Here is a 19,908-nt window from a genome sequence, read left to right on the forward strand (position 1 = left end):
TGCCACCGGCAAACGGACACGCCGTCATCGTGTCCCGCGTCGTCCGTCGGCCGGTTCGGCCGGAATTGTAGGTGCGGCCACCTCCGACAGCCGTCCGTCGGACAATCGCAGCCAGCGCTGTACGCCGATTTCGGTGAGGAAGCGTTCGTCGTGGCTGACCACGACGAATGCGCCCTCGTAGGCGTTGAGTGCGTTCTCCAGTTGCCCGACGCTGACCAGATCGAGGTTGTTGGTCGGTTCGTCGAGGAGCAGGAGCTGCGGGGCCGGCTCGGCGAACAGGATGCAGGCCAGGGTGGCGCGCAATCGTTCGCCGCCGGAGAGTGCACCCACCCGGAGATGCACCCGGGCACCCCGGAACAGGAAGCGCGCCAACAGGTTCATCCGCTGAGCGGCCGGAAGGTCCGGGGCGAACGCGGCCAGGTTCTCGGCCACAGTGCGCTCCGGGTCGAGCAGATCCAGCCTCTGTGACAGATACGCGACCCGGCCGTCGGCGCGGGTGATCTCGCCGGACGCGGCGGCTCGGCCGCCCTGGAGGATGCGCAGCAAGGTGGACTTGCCGGCGCCGTTCGGGCCGGTGAGCGCGATCCGTTCGGGTCCGCGGATCGCCAGGTCGATACCGTCGCCGGCGAATATCTGCCGGTCACCGACGCGGTAGCGGAGCTGTTCACCGAGGAACACCGTGCGCCCGGCCGGGACATTGGTGCCGGGTAGCTGCAGCGTGATCTTCTGGTCCTCGCGCAGGGCCCGTTCGGCCTGGTCGAGCCGGGTTTTGGCGGCGTCTACGCGGGCGGAGTGCGTGCCGTCGGCGCGGCCCGCGGATTCTTGCGCGTTGCGTTTCATGGTGCCCGCGAAGATCTTCGGAAGTCCGGCGTTGCCGAGATTACGGGCGGCGTTGCTGGACCGGCGGGCGGCGCGTTCCCGGGCCTGCTGCAGCTCCCGTTTCTCGCGTTTGACCTCCTGTTCGGCATTGCGGATATTCTTTTCCGCGACCTCCCGCGCGGCGCGTACGGCCTGCTCGTATTCGGTGAAATTGCCGCCGTAATAGGTGATCTCGCCGATATGGAGTTCGGCGATCCGGTCCATCCGGTCCAGAAGTGCCCGGTCGTGGCTCACCAGCAGCAGGCAGCCGTTCCAGTCGCCGAGCAGATCGTAGAGCCGGTGGCGGGCGTCCAGGTCGAGGTTGTTCGTGGGTTCGTCGAGCAGCAGCACATCCGGCCGGCGCAGGAGCTGCGCCGCCAGGCCCAGCGAGACGACCTGACCGCCGCTGAGGGTGTGCAGGCGGCGGGTGAGCTCGAGGTCGCCCAGACCAAGCCGGTCCAGCTGGGCGCGGGTGCGCTCCTCGATATCCCAGTCCGAACCGATCGTGGTGAAGTGTTCCTCGGCGGCATCACCTGATTCGACCGCTGCCAGTGCCGCCAGCACGGGCGCGATGCCCAGGAGTTCGGCAACGGCCATATCGCCGGTGAGCGGCAGGGTCTGGGGGAGATAGCCGAGCACTCCGTCGACGGCGACACTGCCGCCCGCCGGCCGCAGATCGCCCGCGATCAGGCGGAGCAGGGTACTTTTGCCGGCCCCGTTCGGAGCGACCAGCCCGGTGCGTCCGGCGGGCACCGTGAAGGACAGATCGGTGAAGACGGGGGTGTCGTCCGGCCAGGAGAACGACAGATTGGAGCAGACGATAGAGCTATCGGGCATGGGGGAGACCTCGGGTTTCGAACGGGCGCGTCGCACCGCGCCACGTGAAGTGATCGATGAACGGCGACATGGCCACAACAGCGGCGCCCGCATGCGCCCAACTGGTGGCCGTCAGAGCCGGGTGACCCCGGAGATGTCGAGTTCACCAACCATGGTCGGTCTCCTGTATTTCGATGACTCGTTCGACGATAGCAGCCGAGCTTCCGGCCGGTCGGGCTCGGTCTTCAGCGGCGAGAGTTGTTCAGGTGGTTCTGGACGTTGCCGGGGGTGGGCGGCTCGCCGCACTGCATTCCGCAGCGTTGTTCTTCGGGAACCTGGGATCCGTCAGGGTAGGTACAGCTTGCGCTGTCGCAGTTGTAGTTGATGGTGTTCGGGTCCATCGGCAGTGGTTCTGAGTAGTACGACCACGCGAAGGTGTCACCGCCCGAAATCGGTGAGCAGTAGACGGTCGTGCCGTCCGCGAGGTGTCCGGTCTGGCCGGGAGCCGCGCAGTAGCTGTGCAGTTCGACCTGTGGGTTCGGTCCGTTGTCGGTGCGGACCAGGGCCCCGGGGACGGCGGCCGCGGGGCCGGCGGCGGCGAGGAAGAGGGCGGCGGCACCGGCGGTCGCGCCGAGAAGGCGGGGGCCGATACGGCGGATACGCGCTGTTGGCCTCATGGGGATTTCCGTTCTGTCGAGTTGGCAGATCCCGACCGGTCGGACTGATTGATCTTAGCTATGACTGTGGCGGAGTGGCAATGGTTGCCGGCGCTCTCCCATAACAGGGGCCGAACGCGGATGAGCAGGTCACGCGGGGCGCGACCTGCTCATCCGGGCGCACACTCCTTCCGGGTAACGTGCGGAATCGGTAATCGTTTCGGCCACTCAGATGCAGACTGTGGCGCTGCCGAGCGGTAGGCAGATCACCACGGACCCCGTTACCGGGGCCAGAGGCTCAGCGGAGGCGGCGGGGGCTGCGATAGCGCCGAGGGAAAGGGCTATGGCGGTGGCGGCGAAGATCTTGATGATTCTGGTTGACATTCGACATCCTTCGGTTGGATGCGCAGACACTGACTTCTTTCGCGCACGGCCCCAGTTTTCGCCGGTGGGGGCAGGGATACCAGACATGGAACCGTCACTTTCCGATTCCCGGGTCACGGTCGGGTTGCCCGGTCGGTGGCGGAAGGTCGCGTCCCGGTCACGTCGGCCGGGTCCGCGGGACCGAAAATCCCGCCGGGGTGACCGCCGTCTTCGCGCAATCCCTTTCGCGGTGTCCTCGGATTAGGATTCCGGTGGTGGGATTGCTGTTCGAGACGCGTGCGTCGGATTCGCCGTGGGTCGCCTCCGTCTGGACGTGCCGCAGCGACCAGGTCGCGGAGATGACGTCCGTCGCCAGCGAGACCTGGGGCCTGGTGTTCTGGGAACAGCAGGGCACGGCGTATGCGGCTGTCACGGGTCCGGAGAGCCGTACCGGAACCGCCCCTGTTCCCGAAGGCGCGGCCTTCGTCGGCATCCAGTTCGCGGTCGGCACGTCTCTGCGCGCCGTGACCACCCAGTCCCTGGTCGACAGCGGGATCTCCTTACCGGAGGTGACCCACCGGACCTTCTGGCTGGACGGCGCCCGCCGGGAGACACCGCATCCCGACGACGCCGAGGCACTGGTCGACCGCCTCGTCCGGGAGGGCGTCGTGGTCCACGATCGGCTGGTCTCGGAAGTCCTGCGAGGCCACCGTCCGGCGGTCAGCGATCGCACCCTCGAACGTCGTTTCCGGGCGGCGACGGGTCTCACCCAGGGAGCTGTCCGGCAGATCGAACGTGCCCGGACCGCGGCGATGCTGCTGGCCTCGGGGGAGGCCGATATGGATATCGTCGACAAGCTCGGGTACTACGACGAACCCCATCTCGCCCGCGCGCTGCGACGGTACGTCGGGCGCACGGCCCGGCAGCTCCGCGAGGGCGCGGGCGGGTCGATCGCGCTCGACCCCGCTCAGTGCACGACGTCGTAGACGAGTTTGGTCACGCCGTTGGAATAGCTCGCGGAATCCCGCAGACGCAGCTGCTGCTTGTCCCGGTCCGCCCGGCTGAACAGGCTCTTGCCCGCTCCCAGCAGCACGGGGAACACGAGCAGGTGGTAGCGGTCGATCAGATCGGCCTCCGACAGGCTTCGGGCCAGTTCGGCGCTGCCGTGGATGAAGACGGCGCCACCGTCGCCCTGTTTCAGCTCGGCGATATCGTCGGTCGACCGCAGGATCGTGGTCGGGCCCCAGCCCTCGACCAGGGAGTCGTCGGTGAGGCCGGTCGAGACGACGTACTTGGGGAGCTCCTTGTACGCGGCGTGATCTGCCGAATCGCGCCAGACCGGGGCGAACGCCTCATAGCTGCGGCGGCCGAACATCAGCGCCGTGGTTTCGGCGAGTTCCTCTCCCTTGAGCGCGAAGGCCTCGGGCACGAATTCGGTCTCCATCACCCAGCCGCCGCTGCGGTGCCCCTCGACCCGGCCGCCGGGGGAGTCCACGACTCCGTCGAGCGACATGAACCCCGTGTAGACCACTTCGCGTGTCACTGAATCCTCCTGTAGTTGGACGGCGGAAACCGCCGATGGCCAGCGGATACCGGCGGTCCGTGTGCCGATTCGGCACGCTGTGCGGTCAGCCTACGGGCGAGTGGCGGCGCCGTCTTGGACGAAACCGACACCGCCGGCTGCCTCAGCCGAGGATCGCGGTCAGGTCGAGCCGGGGCAGCCGGTTCTGGTCGGAGAGGATGTCGATCGCGGTGATGCTGTCGCCGGTGACAGTGAAGCCGATGACCGAGAAGGGGTTGCCGTCGACGGTGTTGACGAGCCCGGCGCTGCCGTTCACCACCGCGGGGTGGATGGTGCACAGGGTGGCCATGCGCTGGAAGGTTTCGGCTTGTCCGGCGACGGCGGCGGCGCCGCGGATCACCCGCATCGCTTCGCCGGCGTCGGCCCGCAACACCACATCGGGGTCGAGCATGCGGAGGAGTTCGTCGAAGTCGCCGCCGCGGGCGGCAGTGAGGAAGGCGTCGACGACGCGGCGCTGCCGGGGCAGGTCGGGATCGGGGCCGGGTGTCGCGCCCTGCACTCGGCGCCGCGCTTGGCTGGCCAGTTTCTTGGCGGTTTGCGGGGTGCGGTCCACGATGGGTGCGATCTGCTCGTACGGCATGGCGAACATATCGTGCAGCACGAAGGCGAGCCGTTCGGCCGGGCTCAGCGATTCCAGGACGACCAGTAGCGCCAGCCCCACCGAATCGGCCAGCAGCGCTTCGTGTTCCGGGTCGGGGGTGGTCTCGCTGGTGATCACCGGATCGGGCAGATGGCCGGTTTCCAAGGGTTCCTCGTGACGGCTCTTGCGTGCCCGCAGCATGTCCAGGCAGACCCGGCCGACCACGGTGGTCAGCCAGCCGCCCAGGTTGCCGACGTCGGTGGTGTCGGTGCGGGCCAGGCGCAGCCAGGTGTCCTGCACCGCGTCGTCGGCTTCGGTGAGTGAGCCGAGCATCCGGTACGCGACCGCCCGTAAGTGGGTGCGGTGCTCTTCGAACCGGTCGGCCAGGAACTGCTCATCGCGCACGGGGTCCTCCTCGATCTCGTCCCGTAACCCTGACGAACCGGCGGCGGGAAACGTGACCCCACCGCCATGCTAGGCGAAACGGCAGGACGGTCACATATGCGAGCCGCCGTCGACGCGCACCTCGGTACCGGTCACGAAATAGGCATCGGAGGAACCGAGCATCGCCACGACCGCGGCCACCGCATCGGGCCCGGCGAACGGTGCGCCTCCCGCCATCGGCAACGCCGGCGCCGCCTTGGCGAACAGCGCGAGGTTCGCGTCGGCGGGAAGCCCGGGGCCGGTGCTCTGTCCGGATTCCCCGCTGCCGTCGGTCATCCCGGAGGAAATCGAGCCCGGCTGGACCGCGTTGAACCGGATGCCCTGCGCGCCGAACTCCATCGCGAGGGCATGAGTCATCGCCTGGATACCGCCCTTGGACGCGGCGTAGGCGGACATGTACGGATGCGCGAACGCCGCGGAGGTCGAGCTGAAGTTCACCACCGCGGGACCGCTTCCGGCGCGAAGAGCGCCGAGGGATTCTCGGGTGACCAGGAACGTGCCGACGAGGTTGATCCGCAGGACCTGCTCGAACTCCTCCACCGATGTCTGCTCGAAATGCGCCGAACGCAGCACACCCGCGGCGTTGATCAAGGTGTCGAGGCCACCGAGCCACCGGACGGCCTCCGCCACCCCCGCACGGACCGACGCCTCCGCGGCGATATCCATCCGCACCGTGCTCAGCCGTTCGTTGCCCGCACCGGCCTTCGCCACGGTGTCGTTCAAGCCGGCTTCGCTGATATCCGCGGCGACCACCCGGCCGCCTTCCGCCAGAATGCGCAACGTGGTGGCCTGCCCGATCCCGGACCCACCGCCGGTGATGAGGACGCGGCGGCCGTCGTACCGGTGAAGTGTGCTCATGCCGAAATGCTCCTGTCGAGAGTCCTGTGGCTGCATGTCGATGTGCTGCCGAATCCCGAGAATGCAGGCAGAACGGGCGAACGATTCCTGCTTCTCTCGCTCAGTGGACGCGTTCGTGACGGCCATGACGTAAGGGCGAGGAGCCCGGTGCCCACCGGCGGATTGTTCCCCTGAACAGGCGGCCGGGAACGTCACACTTGAGTATGCCCCTACGGCACAGTGTTCTATCAGGGGCGACATCGGATGCCGGAGCGAACGGAGTACAGAGTGACCACGACCGGACGGCCCACCGACCAGCGACCGGCACTGATCGATATCGAGGAATTCTTCGCCGACCCACAGTTCGCGAACCCGTCGATTTCCCCCGACGGCACCCGCCTCGCCTACCTCGCCCCGCATCAGGGCCGGCGCAACATCTGGGTCCGCGGCATCGATCAGACCCATGACGACGCCATCCCGGTCACCCACGACACCCGCCGCGGGATCACCACCTACTACTGGACCGACGACCCCCGATGGCTGCTCTACCTCCAGGACACCGACGGCAACGAGGACTGGCACCTGTACCGCGTCGACCTCGACGACCCCGCAGCGACCGCCGTCGACCTCACCCCGATGGACCCGGGGTCGCGAGTGCTGGGCGCGGACCCGCTGCCTTCGGTACCCGGCAGCGTGCTGGTCACGATGAACCGGCGCCCGCTGTTCTTCGACACGTTCCGGATCGACGTCGCCACCGGCGAGACGACCCTGCACCGTGAACAGGACGACCCGACGGCCGCGATCCTGCTCGACCGCCGTGGCGAGCCCGCCTTCCGGACCGCGCTCGCCGCGGACGGCGCCGTCGAGATTTCCGCGATCGACCCTGCCACCGGGCACACCCGGCTGCTGCGCCGCCTCGGCGGAGCCGAACACCCGATGAGCGTCCAGCCGCAGGAGGTCACTGCCGACGGAAAGGGCCTGCTCGTCGGGGCCTTCCAGGACGGCGACGACCTGCGGTTGGTCCGCATCGACCACGAGACCGGCGAGGAAACCGTCGTCGCCGCCGTCGAGGGCCACGACCTCGACCTCAGCGGCATGATGCTGCCCGGTGTGCTGCCGCCCCCGATCTACCGCCACCGGCGCACCGGCGAGGTCCTCGCCGCCCGCTTCGTCGCCGATCGCCCGCATATCGAAGTCCTCGACCCGCACTTCGCCGAAATCCACGCACAGCTGCAGAAACTCTCCGACGGTGTGCTCGCCACCCTGTCCTGCGACGACTCCGGGCAGCGCTGGATCGCCACCTTCGTCCACGACCGCGACCCCGGCGTCACCTGGTTCTACGACCACACCACCGGCGACGCGCAGCTGCTCTTCCGTTCCTTCCCCGATCGCGACCCGGACACCATGGCTCCCATGGAACCCGTCGCTTTCCCCGCCCGCGACGGACTGCCCCTGCACGGCTTCCTCACGCTGCCGGTCGGCGTCGAACCGCGGAACCTACCGCTGGTGCTCGCGGTGCACGGCGGGCCCTGGCACCACGACTCCTGGGGGTACAGCAACGATGTACAGTTCCTGGCCAACCGCGGCTACGCGGTACTGCAGGTGAACTTTCGCGGTTCGCTCGGCTACGGGAAACGGCACGTCACTGCCGCGATCGGCGAATTCGCCCAGGCCATGCACGACGACCTGATCGACGCCGTCGACTGGGCCGTGGACCGCGGTTACGCCGATCCCGACCGCATCGGCATCTACGGCGGCTCCTACGGGGGCTACGCGGCCCTCGTCGGTGTCACCTTCACGCCGGACCGCTTCGCCGCCGCCGTCGACTACGTCGGCATCTCCGACCTCGCCAACTTCCTGCGCACCCTGCCGCCGTTCACCCGGGCCTACAGTGTCAACAACTGGTACCGCTACGTCGGCGACCCCGCAATCCCCGAGCAGGAAGCCGATATGCTCGCCCGGTCCCCGATCACCATGGTCGACAAGATCCGCACCCCGCTGCTCGTCGCCCAAGGCGCCAACGACGTCCGCGTTGTCCAGGCCGAATCCGACAACATCGTCGCCCGGCTGCGCGAGCGTGGCGTCCCGGTCGAATACCTGGTCGCCGAAGACGAAGGACACGGCTTCGCCAACCCGGAGAACCAGGTCATGCTGTACCGCGCGATCGAACAGCACTTCGCCCGGCACCTCGGCGGCCGCAGCACCGACGCGTCCCGTACGCCGGACTCGCCGAGTTAGGTAAGCCGCTCAGTCGCCACCGGCGCCGGTCGAGGTCGGGGCTGATCAGTTCGGTCTCGGTCACCGGAACGCAGGGGGTGGCCATGCACCGTGCCGACGAATCCGGCTACAGCCGTGCTGACATGTACGTGATCGGCGACCGGCATTGAGCAGTCGTTGCAACTCCACCGCAACACCGTTCGCGCTGGTTTCCCGCTCGAGGCCCGCGGGTGGTCTGCCCGTCATTTCGTGCCTCGGCCGCGCCGTAGACACGGACGACCGTGCCGCTGCCACGGATGGCGCACCGGCTCCAACTGCCGCCGGGAACAGCCATCGCGATTCCGGCTGGGCGAGGACGTGGCCGGAAATACCGGCTCGGCGTCGACACGGAGCCGACCAGGATCGCATCGGCACGACCGGTCGGGCTGAACGGCGACTGTGCGCTTTCCGTTCATTCGGCGTCGGGCCAGATCTCGCGGGTTGCCGAATGGGTCAGCAGCCCGGACGAGATCAACAGCAGGCCACTGGCGTGGAAGATGGCGCCCACCCCGATCAGGCCGGAGAGGCTACCCGCCACCACCGGTACCGCGACCTGGCCGATCCGGTTGCCGGCCAGCCTGACCGCCAGGGCGGCGGCGCGATTACGCGAATCGGCGATCAGTGTCACCCAGGACATGGTGAGGGGCTGTCCGAGACCCCAGAAGAACCCCATCAGCAACATGGCGATCATGAGCAGGACGACGGACGAGGTGAACGGCACGAGCGCCATCGGCACGCCCGAGGCGAGGGTGGCGGAAACGAGCAGCCACCGCCGCGGCACCCGCCGGAGCAGTATCGGCATGGTTGCGCGGGACAGGACGGAGGTGACAGTGCGTGCAGTGAGCAGGGTGGCGACCGTAGCGACGCTGAGCCCCATCTCCTCGCCCAGTACGGGCAGGTAGGCCATCAGGAGATCCATGGCCGTGAGCACGGTCAGGCTGGAGTAGATGGCCGGTTTCATCCCCGGCGTGGCGAGCAGGCGAAAAGTGGACTGCTGCCCACCGGCCGCGTCCGACCGGCTGACCCGCGTGGAATCGCCGGGCGCGAACATGAAGGCGAGCGGTACGGCCGCGAAGGCGATCGCGGCCATCACCAGCAGGGCCGGGCCGGTGCTGACCGAGCCCGAACCAGGAGTGGTCAAGGTTGCCACCAGACCGGCGATGGGGAAGCCGAGCAGTTGACCGACAGAGACGGCCAGGGTGAGGTGGCCGAAACGCGCGTCCATCCGATCGGGCGTGGACCAGAGCGCCACCATGCTCTGGCAGGCAACGGTGTGCAGCATCTGGGCCAGCCCCAGTAACGCACTGGCCAGGCCCAATATGAACAGCTGTGAACTCGTGGCCGCGACTACGACTGCGACGACGGTGAGGCTCAGGCCCAGCCGGAGTGACGGTACGGCCAGCCCGCGGTCGACGGCACGTCCGATCCGCAGGGCGGCGAAGAGCGGCAGCAGGGCGAACGCCGCGGTGATGATACCCACGGCGAGACCGTCCCCGCCCAGTGCCAGGACCCGGTAGGAAATCAGCGTGCGGACGCCGCTGAGCACGGTGTGCGACAGGAGCGTGGCGGCCGTGACAGCAAGGAACCAGGACGGCCTTCGCAAGACCGGTCAGCGCCCGGTCTCGGTGACGATCGGGGCAGCTCCTTCGGCTCCCTCCGCCCGGAGATCCATATCGGTCTGGCGCAGTTCCCAGGCGTGCAGGACGTGGTCGCGCATGGCGGCGCGGGCGGCGCCGGCATCGCGTCGCTCCAGAGCCGACAGGATCAGATCGTGATCGTGGTCCAGCGCCTCGCAGAAGGATTTGACGCCCCAGAGGGTGACCGAGGGTTTGAACCGCTCCCACAGATGCCGAACGGAGTCGACTACCGCGGCCGAGGTGCTGGCGTAGATGGCGAAGTGCAGCTCCCGGTTCAGTACGGAGAGCCGGGCGGGGTCCTCCCCGGCGGCCGTCGCGCTCACCAGGGCCTCGTTGGCTCGCAGGATCGCCCGGAAGTCTTCGTCTGTCATCCGCTCGGCGGCGATCTCGCAGGCGAGGCCCTCGAGTTCGGCGCGCATCCGGTAGAGATCCTGGGCCATTTGCGGCGTGAAGTCACGGACGGTGGCGCCCCGGTGGCTGGTGTAGTCGACGGCGCCGTCGGCGGCGAGGATGCGGAGCGCCTCGCGAACGGGGGTGGGGCTCACGCCGTAACGCTTGGCGATGGCGGTCTGGCGGAGCTGATCGCCGGGGTTGATGACACCTGAGTCCATGTCGGCCCTCAAGCGCTCCAGCACGTAGGCGGTACGGCTCTGCGGCAGGGGTGCGTTGATTTGGGTCAATGCGGTGGGCTCCTGGTCAGGACTTCGGTCGTCTCGCGCCCGCACACACAGGTTCGCCGACGGGCTGGGGAGCTTCAGATTAGCACGAAATATTCGATAGATCAGAAAAAAGATTCTATAGAACATATTGACGAGGATATGAGGTGTCTGCCAGGGTTATGACCTGGCTCACGTGACCGGGCTCACGTGACACAACTGCAATCGCATCAGGAGGTAACCCGGTGGCCGAACTGCACAACCGGCGATGGACAGGGTTGGCCGACTACGACCGCGAACAACTTCGCCTGCTGCTCGTCGACGCTCTCGCGCTCGCCGCGGCGGGTACGGCATCGCAGGACGCCCAGCGGGTTCTCGCCGGGCTCCACACGCTGGGGGCCGGCCGGGCCCGGGTCCCGTGGACCGACCTGCACCTCTCGGCCACCACAGCCGTCGCAGCGACCTCGACGCTCATCCATGCCTGGGATTTCGACGACACGCACGACGAGGCGGTTGTGCACACCGCGAGCGTTGTGGTGCCCACCGTGCTGGCGGCCGCCGCCACCGCCGGGGCGAACGGTGCGAGCGTTGCGGACGGCCTGGTCACCGGGGTGCATCTGCTCTCCCGTCTGGCCCGGGTCACCGGGCCTCGCCCCGGCGTGATCCGTACGGCGGGTCTCGGCGCTCTCGCTGCCGCCGCGGCGGCAGCCACCGTCTGGGGGCTGACCGACGACAAGGTCGAACACGCCATGGCGCTCTCCCTCGGTGCGGCGCTGGCGCCCGGCACCCGCCAAGCCGTGGTGGACGGTTCGGTCGCCAAGCGGATCCAGCCGGGGCTTTCGGCGCAGTTCGGTATCACTGCCGCCGCTCTGGCGGCCCAGGGGGTGGAGGGGCCGAGCGGGTGGCTGTCCGGCGACTTCGGGCTGGCGCCCGGCTCCGGGCTGAGCCGCGACGACCTCTTCGCCGGCGATTTCGAGGGCCGCTGGGTCGCGCTGAAGCCCTACCCCGCCTGCCGCTACACCCATGCGGCGCTCGCGGCCGCGGAGGGCCTGCGCGACAAGTACCCGCAGTGGAGCAAGGTCGAGCGGGTGCGGGTGCACGTACCGCAGGGATCGGCGTACTCGCTGGTCGCACGGCCCTACGCGGACCGCGGCGCACCCCTGGTGGACGCGCAGTTCTCCATTCCGTGGCAACTCGCGGCGCTGTGGGTCACCGGACGTTACGACCTGACCACGCTCCACGGCGACGACCTCGGCAACCCCGATATCGCCGCGGCGGCCGCGCGGATCACCGTCGAGCAGGACCTACCGGAGAGCTCGGTGATGACCGGCGCCCGCGTCGAGGTCCGGACGACCGACGGTGCCCTCGCCGGCGCCGAGGCGCCGATGCCCGGCGCCGAGGGCACGACGTGGCAGGCACTCACGCGCAAGGTCGTCTCCTGCCTGCGGGTCGCCGCGCACGACGACCCCGCCCGCGCCGCCGCCGAGCTCCGGGAGCTGGCCGACCGATTCCCCGAGCTCGACGCGCCCTCCTTGGCCGCCGCCCTCGACCGCTGCACCGCTGCCCTCCGACCCTGACGAGAAACGAATAGGAACCCCTAGATGGATTTCAGCCTCACTCCCGAACAAACCGCCCTCGTCGAGTCGGTGACCAAACTCGCCCAGCGTGAGTTCGGCGAACGCGCTTTCACCCGCACCGAGTTCGCCTGGGACAGCCTGCGTGTCCTGGCCGACAACGACCTCACCGGTCTCACGCTGCCCGTCGAGCTCGGCGGGCAAGGTGCTTCGCTCCTGGACGCCGTGCTCGTCATGATGGCGATCACGAAGGTGTGCCCGCACAGCGCCGACGCACTCCAAGCGAGTAACTTCGGCGCGATCCGCCAGGTCGCGAACTTCGGTTCCGACTATGTGAAGTCCGAGGTGCTCCCGCGGTTCCTTGCCGGCGAAGCGCTGGTGACGGCCGGAATGAGCGAGCCGGAGGCCGGGAGCGCGCTCACCGACCTGCGGACCACCGCGCGGCTGGAGGGCGACCACGTCGTCCTCAACGGCCAGAAATGCTGGAACTCGCACGGGCCGGATGCCACCCACTCCGTGGTCTGGTGCCGCTTCGGGCCGAGTTCCCGCGATATCGGAGCCGTGCTGGTCCCGTTCGATTCACCGGGATTCAGCCGCGGCAAGCGGGAGTACCACATGTCCGGGGAGTCACACTGCCAGCTCTTCTTCGACGAGTGCAAGGTGCCGAAAGAGTACGTCCTGGCCGACAGCGGAGCGCTGAAGAAAATGCTGTCCGTCTTCGGTGTGGAACGGATGGGCAACGCGTCGCGGGCGCTCGCGCTCGCGGGAAAGGCGTACGACATGGCGGTCGAGCACGCCTCGGTGCGCACCCAGTTCGGCAAGAACCTCTGTGAGTTCCAGGGTTTGCAGTGGAAATTCGCCGATATGCGGGTCGAGCTGGACGCCGCCGAAATGCTGTTGCTGCGCGCCGTGGCCAACGCCGATGCCGGCACTCCGGATTCGACCCAGGCGGCGATCGCGAAACTGCACGCCAACCGCACCGCTTTCGCTGTCGCCAACGACGCCATGCAGGTCTTCGGTGCGAGTGGCTATTCCCAGGAGTTCCCCTTGGAGTACATCGTCCGGCGGACCCGTGGCTGGATGATCGCCGGAGGTTCGGTGGAGATCTTGAAAAACACCATCGCCGGATCGATTTTCGGTCGTCGTTTCGACCAGCGCGCCGGGGCGGTGACCCGATGAGCACTGCGGCACAGACACCGACGGCCACCTCCTTGGACGGTGCCACCGACGCCCTCGTCTCCTGGGTGATCGATTCCGCCACCGCCGAACTGCCCGCGGCAGTCGAACACCACATTCGGCGCCTCCTGGTCGACTACATGGCGGCCGTGGTGCCCGGATCGACCACCGGCGTCTCCCGCGCAGTCGCCGGTCACGTCGCGGCGACCTACGGCGGGCAGCGAGCCACCGCGATCGGCCTCGGCCGGGTCTCCGCGCCGGGCGCCGCGCTGCTGAACGGGACCAGCTGCCACAGCCTCGAGGTGGACGACGGCTATACGCCGGGCTCCGTCCACCCCAGCAGCGTTGCCTTCCCGGCCGTGCTCGCGGCGGCGGAGGCGCTGGGCAGCGATACCGTAACCACGACGCGGGCACTGGCGGTGGCACTCGAGGCGATCGCACGACTTGCTGCGGCCGGGCACCCGACGACCTGGCGCAACCATTTCCACAACACTCCGCTGGCCGGTGTCATCGGCGCCACCTGCGGGGTCGCCGTGTTGCACGGGCTGGACGCCGATCGGCTCCACGACGCCCTCGGTATCGCCGCGTCGCATGCCGGCGGACTGTTCGCCTTCCTCGGTAAGTCGGCCGAAGTGAAGCGGGTCCACCCGGGCAAGGCCGCGCGCGACGCGGTGGCCAGTGTCGAGCTGGCGGTGGCCGGGGTGACCGGTCCGCGCGCCATCCTGGAGACGCCGCACGGTTATGTGGACGCGTTCGCCGCGGGTGGTTTCGACGTCGGCGTCCTGCTCGACGGGCTGGGACAGGACTGGGTGGTCCTGAACTCGTACGTCAAGCCCTACCCGTCGTGCCGGCACCTGCACGGTCCGCTCGACGCGGTCCTGGCGCTGCGCGCCGAACACGGGATCGGTCTCGACGACGTCGCCGGGGCGACCGTGCGGACCTACACGGTCGCCTCCCATCACGCGGCGACTGTCGTGGACTCCTTGCTTGATGCCCAGATGAGCATCCCGTTCGCGCTCGCCACCGCCTTGGTCCACGACGAGGTCGGCCTGACCGAGTTCGGCGAGCCGGCGCGCGGCGACCGCCGGATCCGCGATTTCGCCACTCGGGTCGAGGTCGTGGCCGACGAACAGTCGGACTGGGAGTACCCGCGGTTGCGTCCCGCCTCGGTGGAGTTGCGGCTGCGCGACGGGCGGGTTGTTTCGCACCGGGTGGATCTGCCCTACGGTGAGCCCGGTAACCCGGTGAGCGACGCGGAGATGACGGCCAAGTTCGTCCGGCTCGCCGCGCCCGTTCTCGGGGCCCAGGCCGCCGAGAAGCTGGCCGTCGACCTGTGGGCGTTCGAAACCCTCGACGTCATCGCCCGCACCGACCTATCCGTGCGGGAAGCGTCATGACCGAGCTGACCGACCAGGCCGTCGAAGCGCCGGTGACGGATCGGGCCGCCCTCGGCCGGGCCCTGCTGGCCCCTCGCTCCGTGGCGATCATCGGCGCGTCCGACGACGTTCGCAAGACCACCGCACGACCCCTGCGGTTCCTGCGTCAGCAGGGCTTCACCGGCGCTGTCTACCCGGTCAACCCGCGCCGGGAGACCGTGCTGGGGGAGCGGGCCTGGCCCGATATCGCCTCCCTCCCCGAGGTACCGGACCACGTTTTCATTGTGGCCGACACCCGGCTGGTCGTCGCGGCGGTCCGCGACTGTGGCCGGGCAGGTGTCCCGCTCGTCACGGTGCTGTCCGGCGGCTTCGGCGAATCCGCCGAGGGCGCCGAGCGGCTGCGCGAGTTGCTGGCGGTGGCGGCGGAGTACGGCGTGCGCATCGTCGGTCCCAACAGCATCGGTGTCGTCAATCCGCGCAACGGGCTGATGCTCACGGCCAATGCGGCCTTCGCCGAGGAGGGGATCCCGGCCGGCTCGTCCTTCGTGGCCTCCCAGTCCGGCAGTGTCATCGGCGCGCTGATGACCCGGGCCAAGTCCCGCGGACTGGGCTTCTCCGGTTTCGTCTCCACCGGTTCCGAGGTCGACCTGACGCTCGGCGAGATCTGCGCGGCGACGCTCGACGATCCCGAGGTCGGCTCGTACACCCTGTTCATGGAGTCGCTGGAGAATGCGGCGGCCCTGGGGGCTTTCGCGATCGAGGCGGCCGCCCGCGGCAAGCCCGTCACTGTCTACAAGCTCGGTCGCAGTGAGGCCGCCGCGGCACTCGCCGTCTCCCATACCGGTGCCCTCTCCGGTGAGGACGACGAGGCCGAAGCGTTCTTCCGGGCCTGCGGATTCGCCCGGGTCGACAACTTCGAGGCGCTGATCGAGACCGAGGCGCTCCAGCGCCGGGTCGGCCCACCCACCGCGGTGGGCGGCCGGCGGGTCGCCGTCATCACCTCCACGGGGGGTGGTGCGGCGATCCTGGTGGACCAGCTGGAGACCCTGGGCGTCGCGGTGACCCGGCCGAGCCGCAAAGTCTTCGACCAGCTCGCGGAGCTGGGCCTCGACGTGGCCGAGAGCCTGATCACCGACCTCACCCTCGCCGGCACCCGGCACGACCTGGTCGACGGTGCCCTGCGGGTGCTCCGCGGCAGCGGCGAATTCGACCTCGTGCTCTTCGTCATCGGCTCCTCGGCGCGGCTCAATCCCGAACTGGCCGTGAGCGCGATCGCCGAGCACTCCGAGGGTCCGGTCCCGGTGGCCGCCTGGGCTCTTCCGGACGCATTGGAGTCGGTCCGCCGCCTGCACGAGGCGGGGGTCCCGGCGTTCCGTACCGCGGAGGCGTGCGCCCAGGCCGTGGCGGCGACCCTGGGCCGCCGGCCGATGGACTCGGCGACACTCCATGGTCGGCGGACCGAGCTTCCCATGGGGAGCCGTGCCCTCGATGAGGCATCCTCGGCAGACGTCCTCGCGTCCCTCGGTGTCCGCTTCCCGGTTACGACGACGTGTGGTGTGGACGGCGTGCCCGCGGCCGAGCCGCGATTCCCCGTGGTGGTCAAGGCATTGTCGGACCGGTTGCCGCACAAGTCCGACGCCGGGGCCGTGGTCCTGGGTGTGCGGGACCGGGCCGGGCTGCGGGCCGCGATTTCTACCATTGTGGCCGCCGTCGCGGAGTACGACCCCACGGTGACGGTCGACCGTTTCCTCGTGCAGGAGATGATCGAGGAGACGGTGTTCGAAGCGCTGGTCGGGTACCGGGTCAGTCCGGCAGTCGGACCACTGGTCCTGCTGGCCGCGGGCGGCGTGTACACCGAGATCTACGAGGATTCGTCGCTTCGACTGGCACCGGTCACCCCGGATCAGGCCCGGGAGATGATCGCGGAGGTCAAGGCGACGGCGATCGCCCGCGGCTTCCGTGGCAAACCCGAGGGCGACCTCGATGCCCTGGTCGACGCCGTGGTGCTCGTCTCGCAGTTGGCGCGGGAACGACCCGATGTGGTCGAGGCGGAGGTCAATCCCGTCGCGGTGCAGCCGCGCGGCCGGGGCGTGGTCGCCCTCGACGCGCTCGTCCGTCTGTCCCAGGAGAAGTGAGACCGCCCGTGCTCGAATCCCCACCCCGCCCTCGACCGGCAGCCGGCCGGCCACTCTGTCCTAGTTTCCATCCCGGCAGGAGCCAGTGATCCCCATGGACGTGCGCATCGACGACCTCTCGCTCACCTTCGGTGAGTTCACCGCCGTCAGGCACCTCGACCTCCACATCCAGGACGGCGAGTCTCTGGTGCTGCTCGGGCAGTCCGGGTGCGGTAAGACCAGCACCATGCGCTGCGTCGCCGGCCTGGAAGACCCCAGTGGCGGCACGATCACCATCGGAGGCACGACGGTCTTCGATGCCGGGCGCAAGGTCAACCTCTCCCCGAACAAGCGCAACGTCGGCCTGGTCTTCCAGTCCTACGCGGTGTGGCCGCATATGACCGTGCTGGAGAATGTGGCCTTCCCCCTCGAGATGAAGAAGCGTCCGAAGGCCGAAAGGCGAGCCAAGGCGCTGGAGACCCTGGAGCTGGTCGGTCTGGCGCATCTGGCCGGGCGTGGCGCGAGCATGCTGTCCGGTGGGCAGATGCAGCGGGTCGCGCTGGCCCGCAGCCTCGCGATGGAGCCGGCGGTGATGCTGCTGGACGAGCCTCTCTCCAACCTGGACGCCCGGTTACGCGAGGACCTGCGGGTGGAGCTGCGCCGGCTCCAGTTGGAACTCGGGCTCACCTGCATCTATGTCACCCACGACCAGGGTGAGGCGCTGGCACTCGCGGACCGGATCGCCATCATGCAGAACGGTCGGATTTCCCAGTTGGCAGACCCGTGGGGGACCTACCGGGCTCCCGCGTCGGCTTCCATCGCGGCATTCCTCGGTGTCTCCAATATCTTCCCGGTCCGGCCTCCGGCGCAGCGGTCCGACCGGCTCCGGCTCCGGTCGCACGACCTGGAGATCACCTTCGGTACCGAGCTGCCCGACGATACGAGCGATCTGAGCGTCTGCCTCCGGCCCGAACATGTGCGGCTCGTCCCGGACGACAGCCGGGATTCGGCGCCGGCGCGGCCGAACATGTGGCCCGGAAAGGTCGAGATCAGCGTCTTCCAGGGGTCGTTCGCCCGGTGCTCGATCCGTCTCGATGCCGGACCGGTGATCGAGGTGCAGAGCCACGAGGAGGCGGCCGGACTGCTCCGCAAGGACGATCGCGTCGTGGTCGAGGTCGATCCCAAGCACGTCCGGGTCCTGCCCGGTGAGGTTCGCATTCCCGGAGAGGAATCCTGATATGGCCCTCATGACCTCGGCTCCCGAGGCGCAGAAGCCCCCACAGCCGGGGCGTTCCACCCTTCCGTGGCGGAAGCGGTGGCTGCCCTCGGGCACGCTGCTGGTGATACTCGCGGTGCTGATCCTGCTGCCCGCCGGGCTGGTCCTGCTCGCCGCCCTGAGCACCAGCGTGCCGCGCCCGGGAAACATCAGCTTCGATCTGACCCTGGACAACTTCGGCATCTTCTCCGCGCCGCAGGTGCAGGAGGCGTTCGCCAACTCGCTCGTGCTGGCCGTGAGCGCCACCCTGCTCGCCTGCCTGATCGGGGGCGGCCTGGCTTTCCTGGCTGCCCGCTCGGATATTCCGCTGCCGAAGTTCGTCTACCTGATCGGCCTGATGCCGCTGTTCCTGCCGTCCTATGTGGGCGCGCTGGCCTGGTCGATTCTGGGAAGCCCGGTCGCCGGTCTGGTCAATATCGCCCAGCGCGATATCGGGTTGTCGATACCGTTCGACATCTACTCCATGCCCGGGATGATCTTCGTCTTCGCCATGTACTACTCGCCGTACACCTTCCTGCTGGTCCACGGCGCGATGTCGATGATGAGCCCCGACCTCGAGGAAGCCGCTCGCATTCACGGGGCGACACCGCGCCGCATGCTGAGCCGGGTCTCTTTCCCCCTCGCGCTGCCGGCGTTGATCGGTTCGGCGATTCTCACCTTTACGCTGATCTTCGAGAATTTTCCGGTCGCCCAGGTCCTGGGGACGCCCGGCGGGGTCGACACACTGCCCACCTTCATCTTCCGGCTGCTCAACGCCACGCCGTCGCGGGGCAACGAAAGTGCCGCCATCGCGGTGGTCCTGGTCGCGATCGTCGTGTTGGTGACGTGGCTGCAGAACCGGGCGCTGCGCAAGCGCTCCTTCACAACCGTCACCGGTAAAGGCGTGCGGCAGAAGAAGTTCAACCTGGGCCGGGCGCGTATCCCGGTCTTCGTGCTGACGCTCGTGTTCTTCGGCCTCTCGATCGTCCTGCCCGTCCTGGCGCTCCTGGTCGCCGCCGGCCAGACCTCGCCCTACCTGACGTCCATGAGCCAGCTGACGGCCTCCGGGGGGCTGGACTTCAGTTCTTTCGGGGAGGTCCTGGGGTCGTCCGGGTTCCGCGCGGCCGCATTCAACAGTGCGGTGGTCAGTATCTTCGCCGCCGTCGCCGGTACGGTCTTGGCCTTTCTCTGCGGCTACGTGGTTTATCGGTCGAAGGCATCCGGGCGGACCCTGGTCGAAACCGTTTCGATGATGCCGCTGGCCATTCCCGCGGTCGTTCTCGGTATGGGGTTGCTGTGGACCTGGCTGGTGCTGCCCGTTCCGCTCTACGGGACACTCGCCGTTCTGGTCGTGGCGTTCCTGGCGGTCCAGGCACCGCAGGGTTTCCGGGGTGTGGCCTCCTCCATCATGGCCACCGACCGAGACCTCGAGGACAGCGCGGTCATGCTCGGCGCGGGCCGCATCAGGGCCGTCACCCGCATCACTGTGCCGCTGATGAAGGTGGGCCTGCTGTCCACGTTCCTGCTGCTCCTGATGCTCAGCATGCGGGAGCTCACCGTTCCGCTGTTCCTCTACACCAGCGAGACCGAGATCCTCTCGATCGCCATCTACGACGCATTCGAGAATGGCGGTGCGCTGCGGCAGGCGGCCGCGATGAGCGTGATCTACACCGCATTCATGTTCGTCCTGTCCTATATCCCGCGCCGACTCGCACGTCAGTGACGAAC

Annotated in this window: 16 protein-coding genes; 8 read left to right on the forward strand and 8 right to left on the reverse strand. The window is 68.6% G+C overall.

Annotated features, from left to right (window positions below):
- Positions 1-24 precede the first annotated feature (24 nt).
- The 3 genes from ACIA75_RS07970 to ACIA75_RS07980 all read right to left on the reverse strand — a co-directional run bounded on the left by ACIA75_RS07970 (position 25) and on the right by ACIA75_RS07980 (position 2,714).
- Complete coding sequence (locus tag ACIA75_RS07970) at positions 25-1,695, reverse strand: ABC-F family ATP-binding cassette domain-containing protein (protein ID WP_397101308.1); 1,671 nt, start codon at positions 1,693-1,695, stop codon at positions 25-27.
- A gap of 224 nt (positions 1,696-1,919) precedes the next feature.
- Positions 1,920-2,351 carry a hypothetical protein gene (locus tag ACIA75_RS07975; RefSeq protein WP_397101310.1) on the reverse strand — a complete coding sequence of 144 codons (432 nt, stop codon included), beginning with the start codon at positions 2,349-2,351 and terminating at the stop codon, positions 1,920-1,922.
- A 207-nt stretch (positions 2,352-2,558) separates the two neighbouring features.
- Entirely contained in the window at positions 2,559-2,714 is a 156-nt protein-coding gene (locus ACIA75_RS07980; RefSeq protein ID WP_397101312.1) for a hypothetical protein, read from the reverse strand.
- 254 nt (positions 2,715-2,968) lie between these two features.
- Between ACIA75_RS07980 and ACIA75_RS07985 the strand changes: the two genes are divergently transcribed.
- Complete coding sequence (locus tag ACIA75_RS07985; RefSeq protein ID WP_397101314.1) at positions 2,969-3,679, forward strand: helix-turn-helix domain-containing protein; 711 nt, start codon at positions 2,969-2,971, stop codon at positions 3,677-3,679.
- Here the strand turns inward: ACIA75_RS07985 and ACIA75_RS07990 are convergent.
- The 3 genes from ACIA75_RS07990 to ACIA75_RS08000 all read right to left on the reverse strand — a co-directional run bounded on the left by ACIA75_RS07990 (position 3,661) and on the right by ACIA75_RS08000 (position 6,157).
- Positions 3,661-4,236 carry a dihydrofolate reductase family protein gene (locus ACIA75_RS07990; RefSeq protein ID WP_397101316.1) on the reverse strand — a complete coding sequence of 192 codons (576 nt, stop codon included), beginning with the start codon at positions 4,234-4,236 and terminating at the stop codon, positions 3,661-3,663. The two genes, ACIA75_RS07985 and ACIA75_RS07990, sit on opposite strands and share 19 nt — an antisense overlap.
- Positions 4,237-4,378: 142 nt before the next feature.
- Positions 4,379-5,260: a sigma-70 family RNA polymerase sigma factor gene (locus ACIA75_RS07995; protein ID WP_397101318.1), complete on the reverse strand. Its 882-nt coding sequence runs from the start codon at positions 5,258-5,260 to the stop codon at positions 4,379-4,381.
- Positions 5,261-5,350: 90 nt separating this feature from the next.
- The gene (locus ACIA75_RS08000) at positions 5,351-6,157 is read right to left on the reverse strand and encodes an SDR family NAD(P)-dependent oxidoreductase (protein ID WP_397101320.1); all 807 of its coding nucleotides are present in this window, start codon (positions 6,155-6,157) and stop codon (positions 5,351-5,353) included.
- Between the two features lie 267 nt (positions 6,158-6,424).
- On the opposite strand from ACIA75_RS08000, the gene ACIA75_RS08005 reads away from it, so the two are divergent.
- On the forward strand, positions 6,425-8,374 hold the full coding sequence (locus tag ACIA75_RS08005; protein WP_397101322.1) for a S9 family peptidase: 1,950 nt from the start codon (positions 6,425-6,427) through the stop codon (positions 8,372-8,374).
- Between the two features lie 430 nt (positions 8,375-8,804).
- Here the strand turns inward: ACIA75_RS08005 and ACIA75_RS08010 are convergent, their stop codons facing one another.
- The gene (locus tag ACIA75_RS08010) at positions 8,805-9,995 is read right to left on the reverse strand and encodes an MFS transporter (protein ID WP_397101324.1); all 1,191 of its coding nucleotides are present in this window, start codon (positions 9,993-9,995) and stop codon (positions 8,805-8,807) included.
- Positions 9,996-10,001: 6 nt separating this feature from the next.
- Positions 10,002-10,709, reverse strand: coding sequence for a GntR family transcriptional regulator (locus tag ACIA75_RS08015; protein WP_397101326.1), 708 nt, complete (start codon positions 10,707-10,709; stop codon positions 10,002-10,004).
- Between the two features lie 221 nt (positions 10,710-10,930).
- Here ACIA75_RS08015 and ACIA75_RS08020 point away from each other — a divergent pair, with 221 nt between their 5' ends.
- From ACIA75_RS08020 to ACIA75_RS08045, 6 genes are all read left to right on the forward strand, one after another.
- The gene (locus ACIA75_RS08020) at positions 10,931-12,262 is read left to right on the forward strand and encodes an MmgE/PrpD family protein (RefSeq protein ID WP_397101328.1); all 1,332 of its coding nucleotides are present in this window, start codon (positions 10,931-10,933) and stop codon (positions 12,260-12,262) included.
- A gap of 24 nt (positions 12,263-12,286) precedes the next feature.
- Positions 12,287-13,438 carry an acyl-CoA dehydrogenase family protein gene (locus ACIA75_RS08025; RefSeq protein WP_397101330.1) on the forward strand — a complete coding sequence of 384 codons (1,152 nt, stop codon included), beginning with the start codon at positions 12,287-12,289 and terminating at the stop codon, positions 13,436-13,438.
- Positions 13,435-14,832 (forward strand): MmgE/PrpD family protein, encoded by a 1,398-nt coding sequence (locus tag ACIA75_RS08030; RefSeq protein WP_397101331.1) that lies wholly within the window; start codon positions 13,435-13,437, stop codon positions 14,830-14,832. Before ACIA75_RS08025 ends, ACIA75_RS08030 begins: the two co-directional genes overlap by 4 nt.
- Positions 14,829-16,946 (forward strand): acetate--CoA ligase family protein, encoded by a 2,118-nt coding sequence (locus ACIA75_RS08035; RefSeq protein WP_397101332.1) that lies wholly within the window; start codon positions 14,829-14,831, stop codon positions 16,944-16,946. Before ACIA75_RS08030 ends, ACIA75_RS08035 begins: the two co-directional genes overlap by 4 nt.
- Positions 16,947-17,040: 94 nt before the next feature.
- Positions 17,041-18,162 carry an ABC transporter ATP-binding protein gene (locus tag ACIA75_RS08040; protein ID WP_397101333.1) on the forward strand — a complete coding sequence of 374 codons (1,122 nt, stop codon included), beginning with the start codon at positions 17,041-17,043 and terminating at the stop codon, positions 18,160-18,162.
- Between the two features lies 1 nt (position 18,163).
- On the forward strand, positions 18,164-19,903 hold the full coding sequence (locus ACIA75_RS08045) for an ABC transporter permease (RefSeq protein WP_397101334.1): 1,740 nt from the start codon (positions 18,164-18,166) through the stop codon (positions 19,901-19,903).
- Positions 19,904-19,908: the final 5 nt, after the last annotated feature.

The organism is Nocardia sp. NPDC051750, from assembly GCF_044453135.1.
Classification (GTDB): Bacteria; Actinomycetota; Actinomycetes; order Mycobacteriales; family Mycobacteriaceae; genus Nocardia.

Excerpts from the sequence above, each read along its gene's own strand:
- ACIA75_RS07970 (WP_397101308.1), bottom strand. The coding sequence starts at position 1,695 with ATGCCCGATAGCTCTATCGTCTGCTCCAATCTGTCGTTCTCCTGGCCG.
- ACIA75_RS07975 (WP_397101310.1), bottom strand. The coding sequence starts at position 2,351 with ATGAGGCCAACAGCGCGTATCCGCCGTATCGGCCCCCGCCTTCTCGGC.
- ACIA75_RS07980 (WP_397101312.1), bottom strand. The coding sequence starts at position 2,714 with ATGTCAACCAGAATCATCAAGATCTTCGCCGCCACCGCCATAGCCCTT.
- ACIA75_RS08000 (WP_397101320.1), bottom strand. The coding sequence starts at position 6,157 with ATGAGCACACTTCACCGGTACGACGGCCGCCGCGTCCTCATCACCGGC.
- ACIA75_RS08025 (WP_397101330.1), top strand. The coding sequence starts at position 12,287 with ATGGATTTCAGCCTCACTCCCGAACAAACCGCCCTCGTCGAGTCGGTG.
- ACIA75_RS08030 (WP_397101331.1), top strand. The coding sequence starts at position 13,435 with ATGAGCACTGCGGCACAGACACCGACGGCCACCTCCTTGGACGGTGCC.
- ACIA75_RS08035 (WP_397101332.1), top strand. The coding sequence starts at position 14,829 with ATGACCGAGCTGACCGACCAGGCCGTCGAAGCGCCGGTGACGGATCGG.
- ACIA75_RS08040 (WP_397101333.1), top strand. The coding sequence starts at position 17,041 with ATGGACGTGCGCATCGACGACCTCTCGCTCACCTTCGGTGAGTTCACC.
- ACIA75_RS08045 (WP_397101334.1), top strand. The coding sequence starts at position 18,164 with ATGGCCCTCATGACCTCGGCTCCCGAGGCGCAGAAGCCCCCACAGCCG.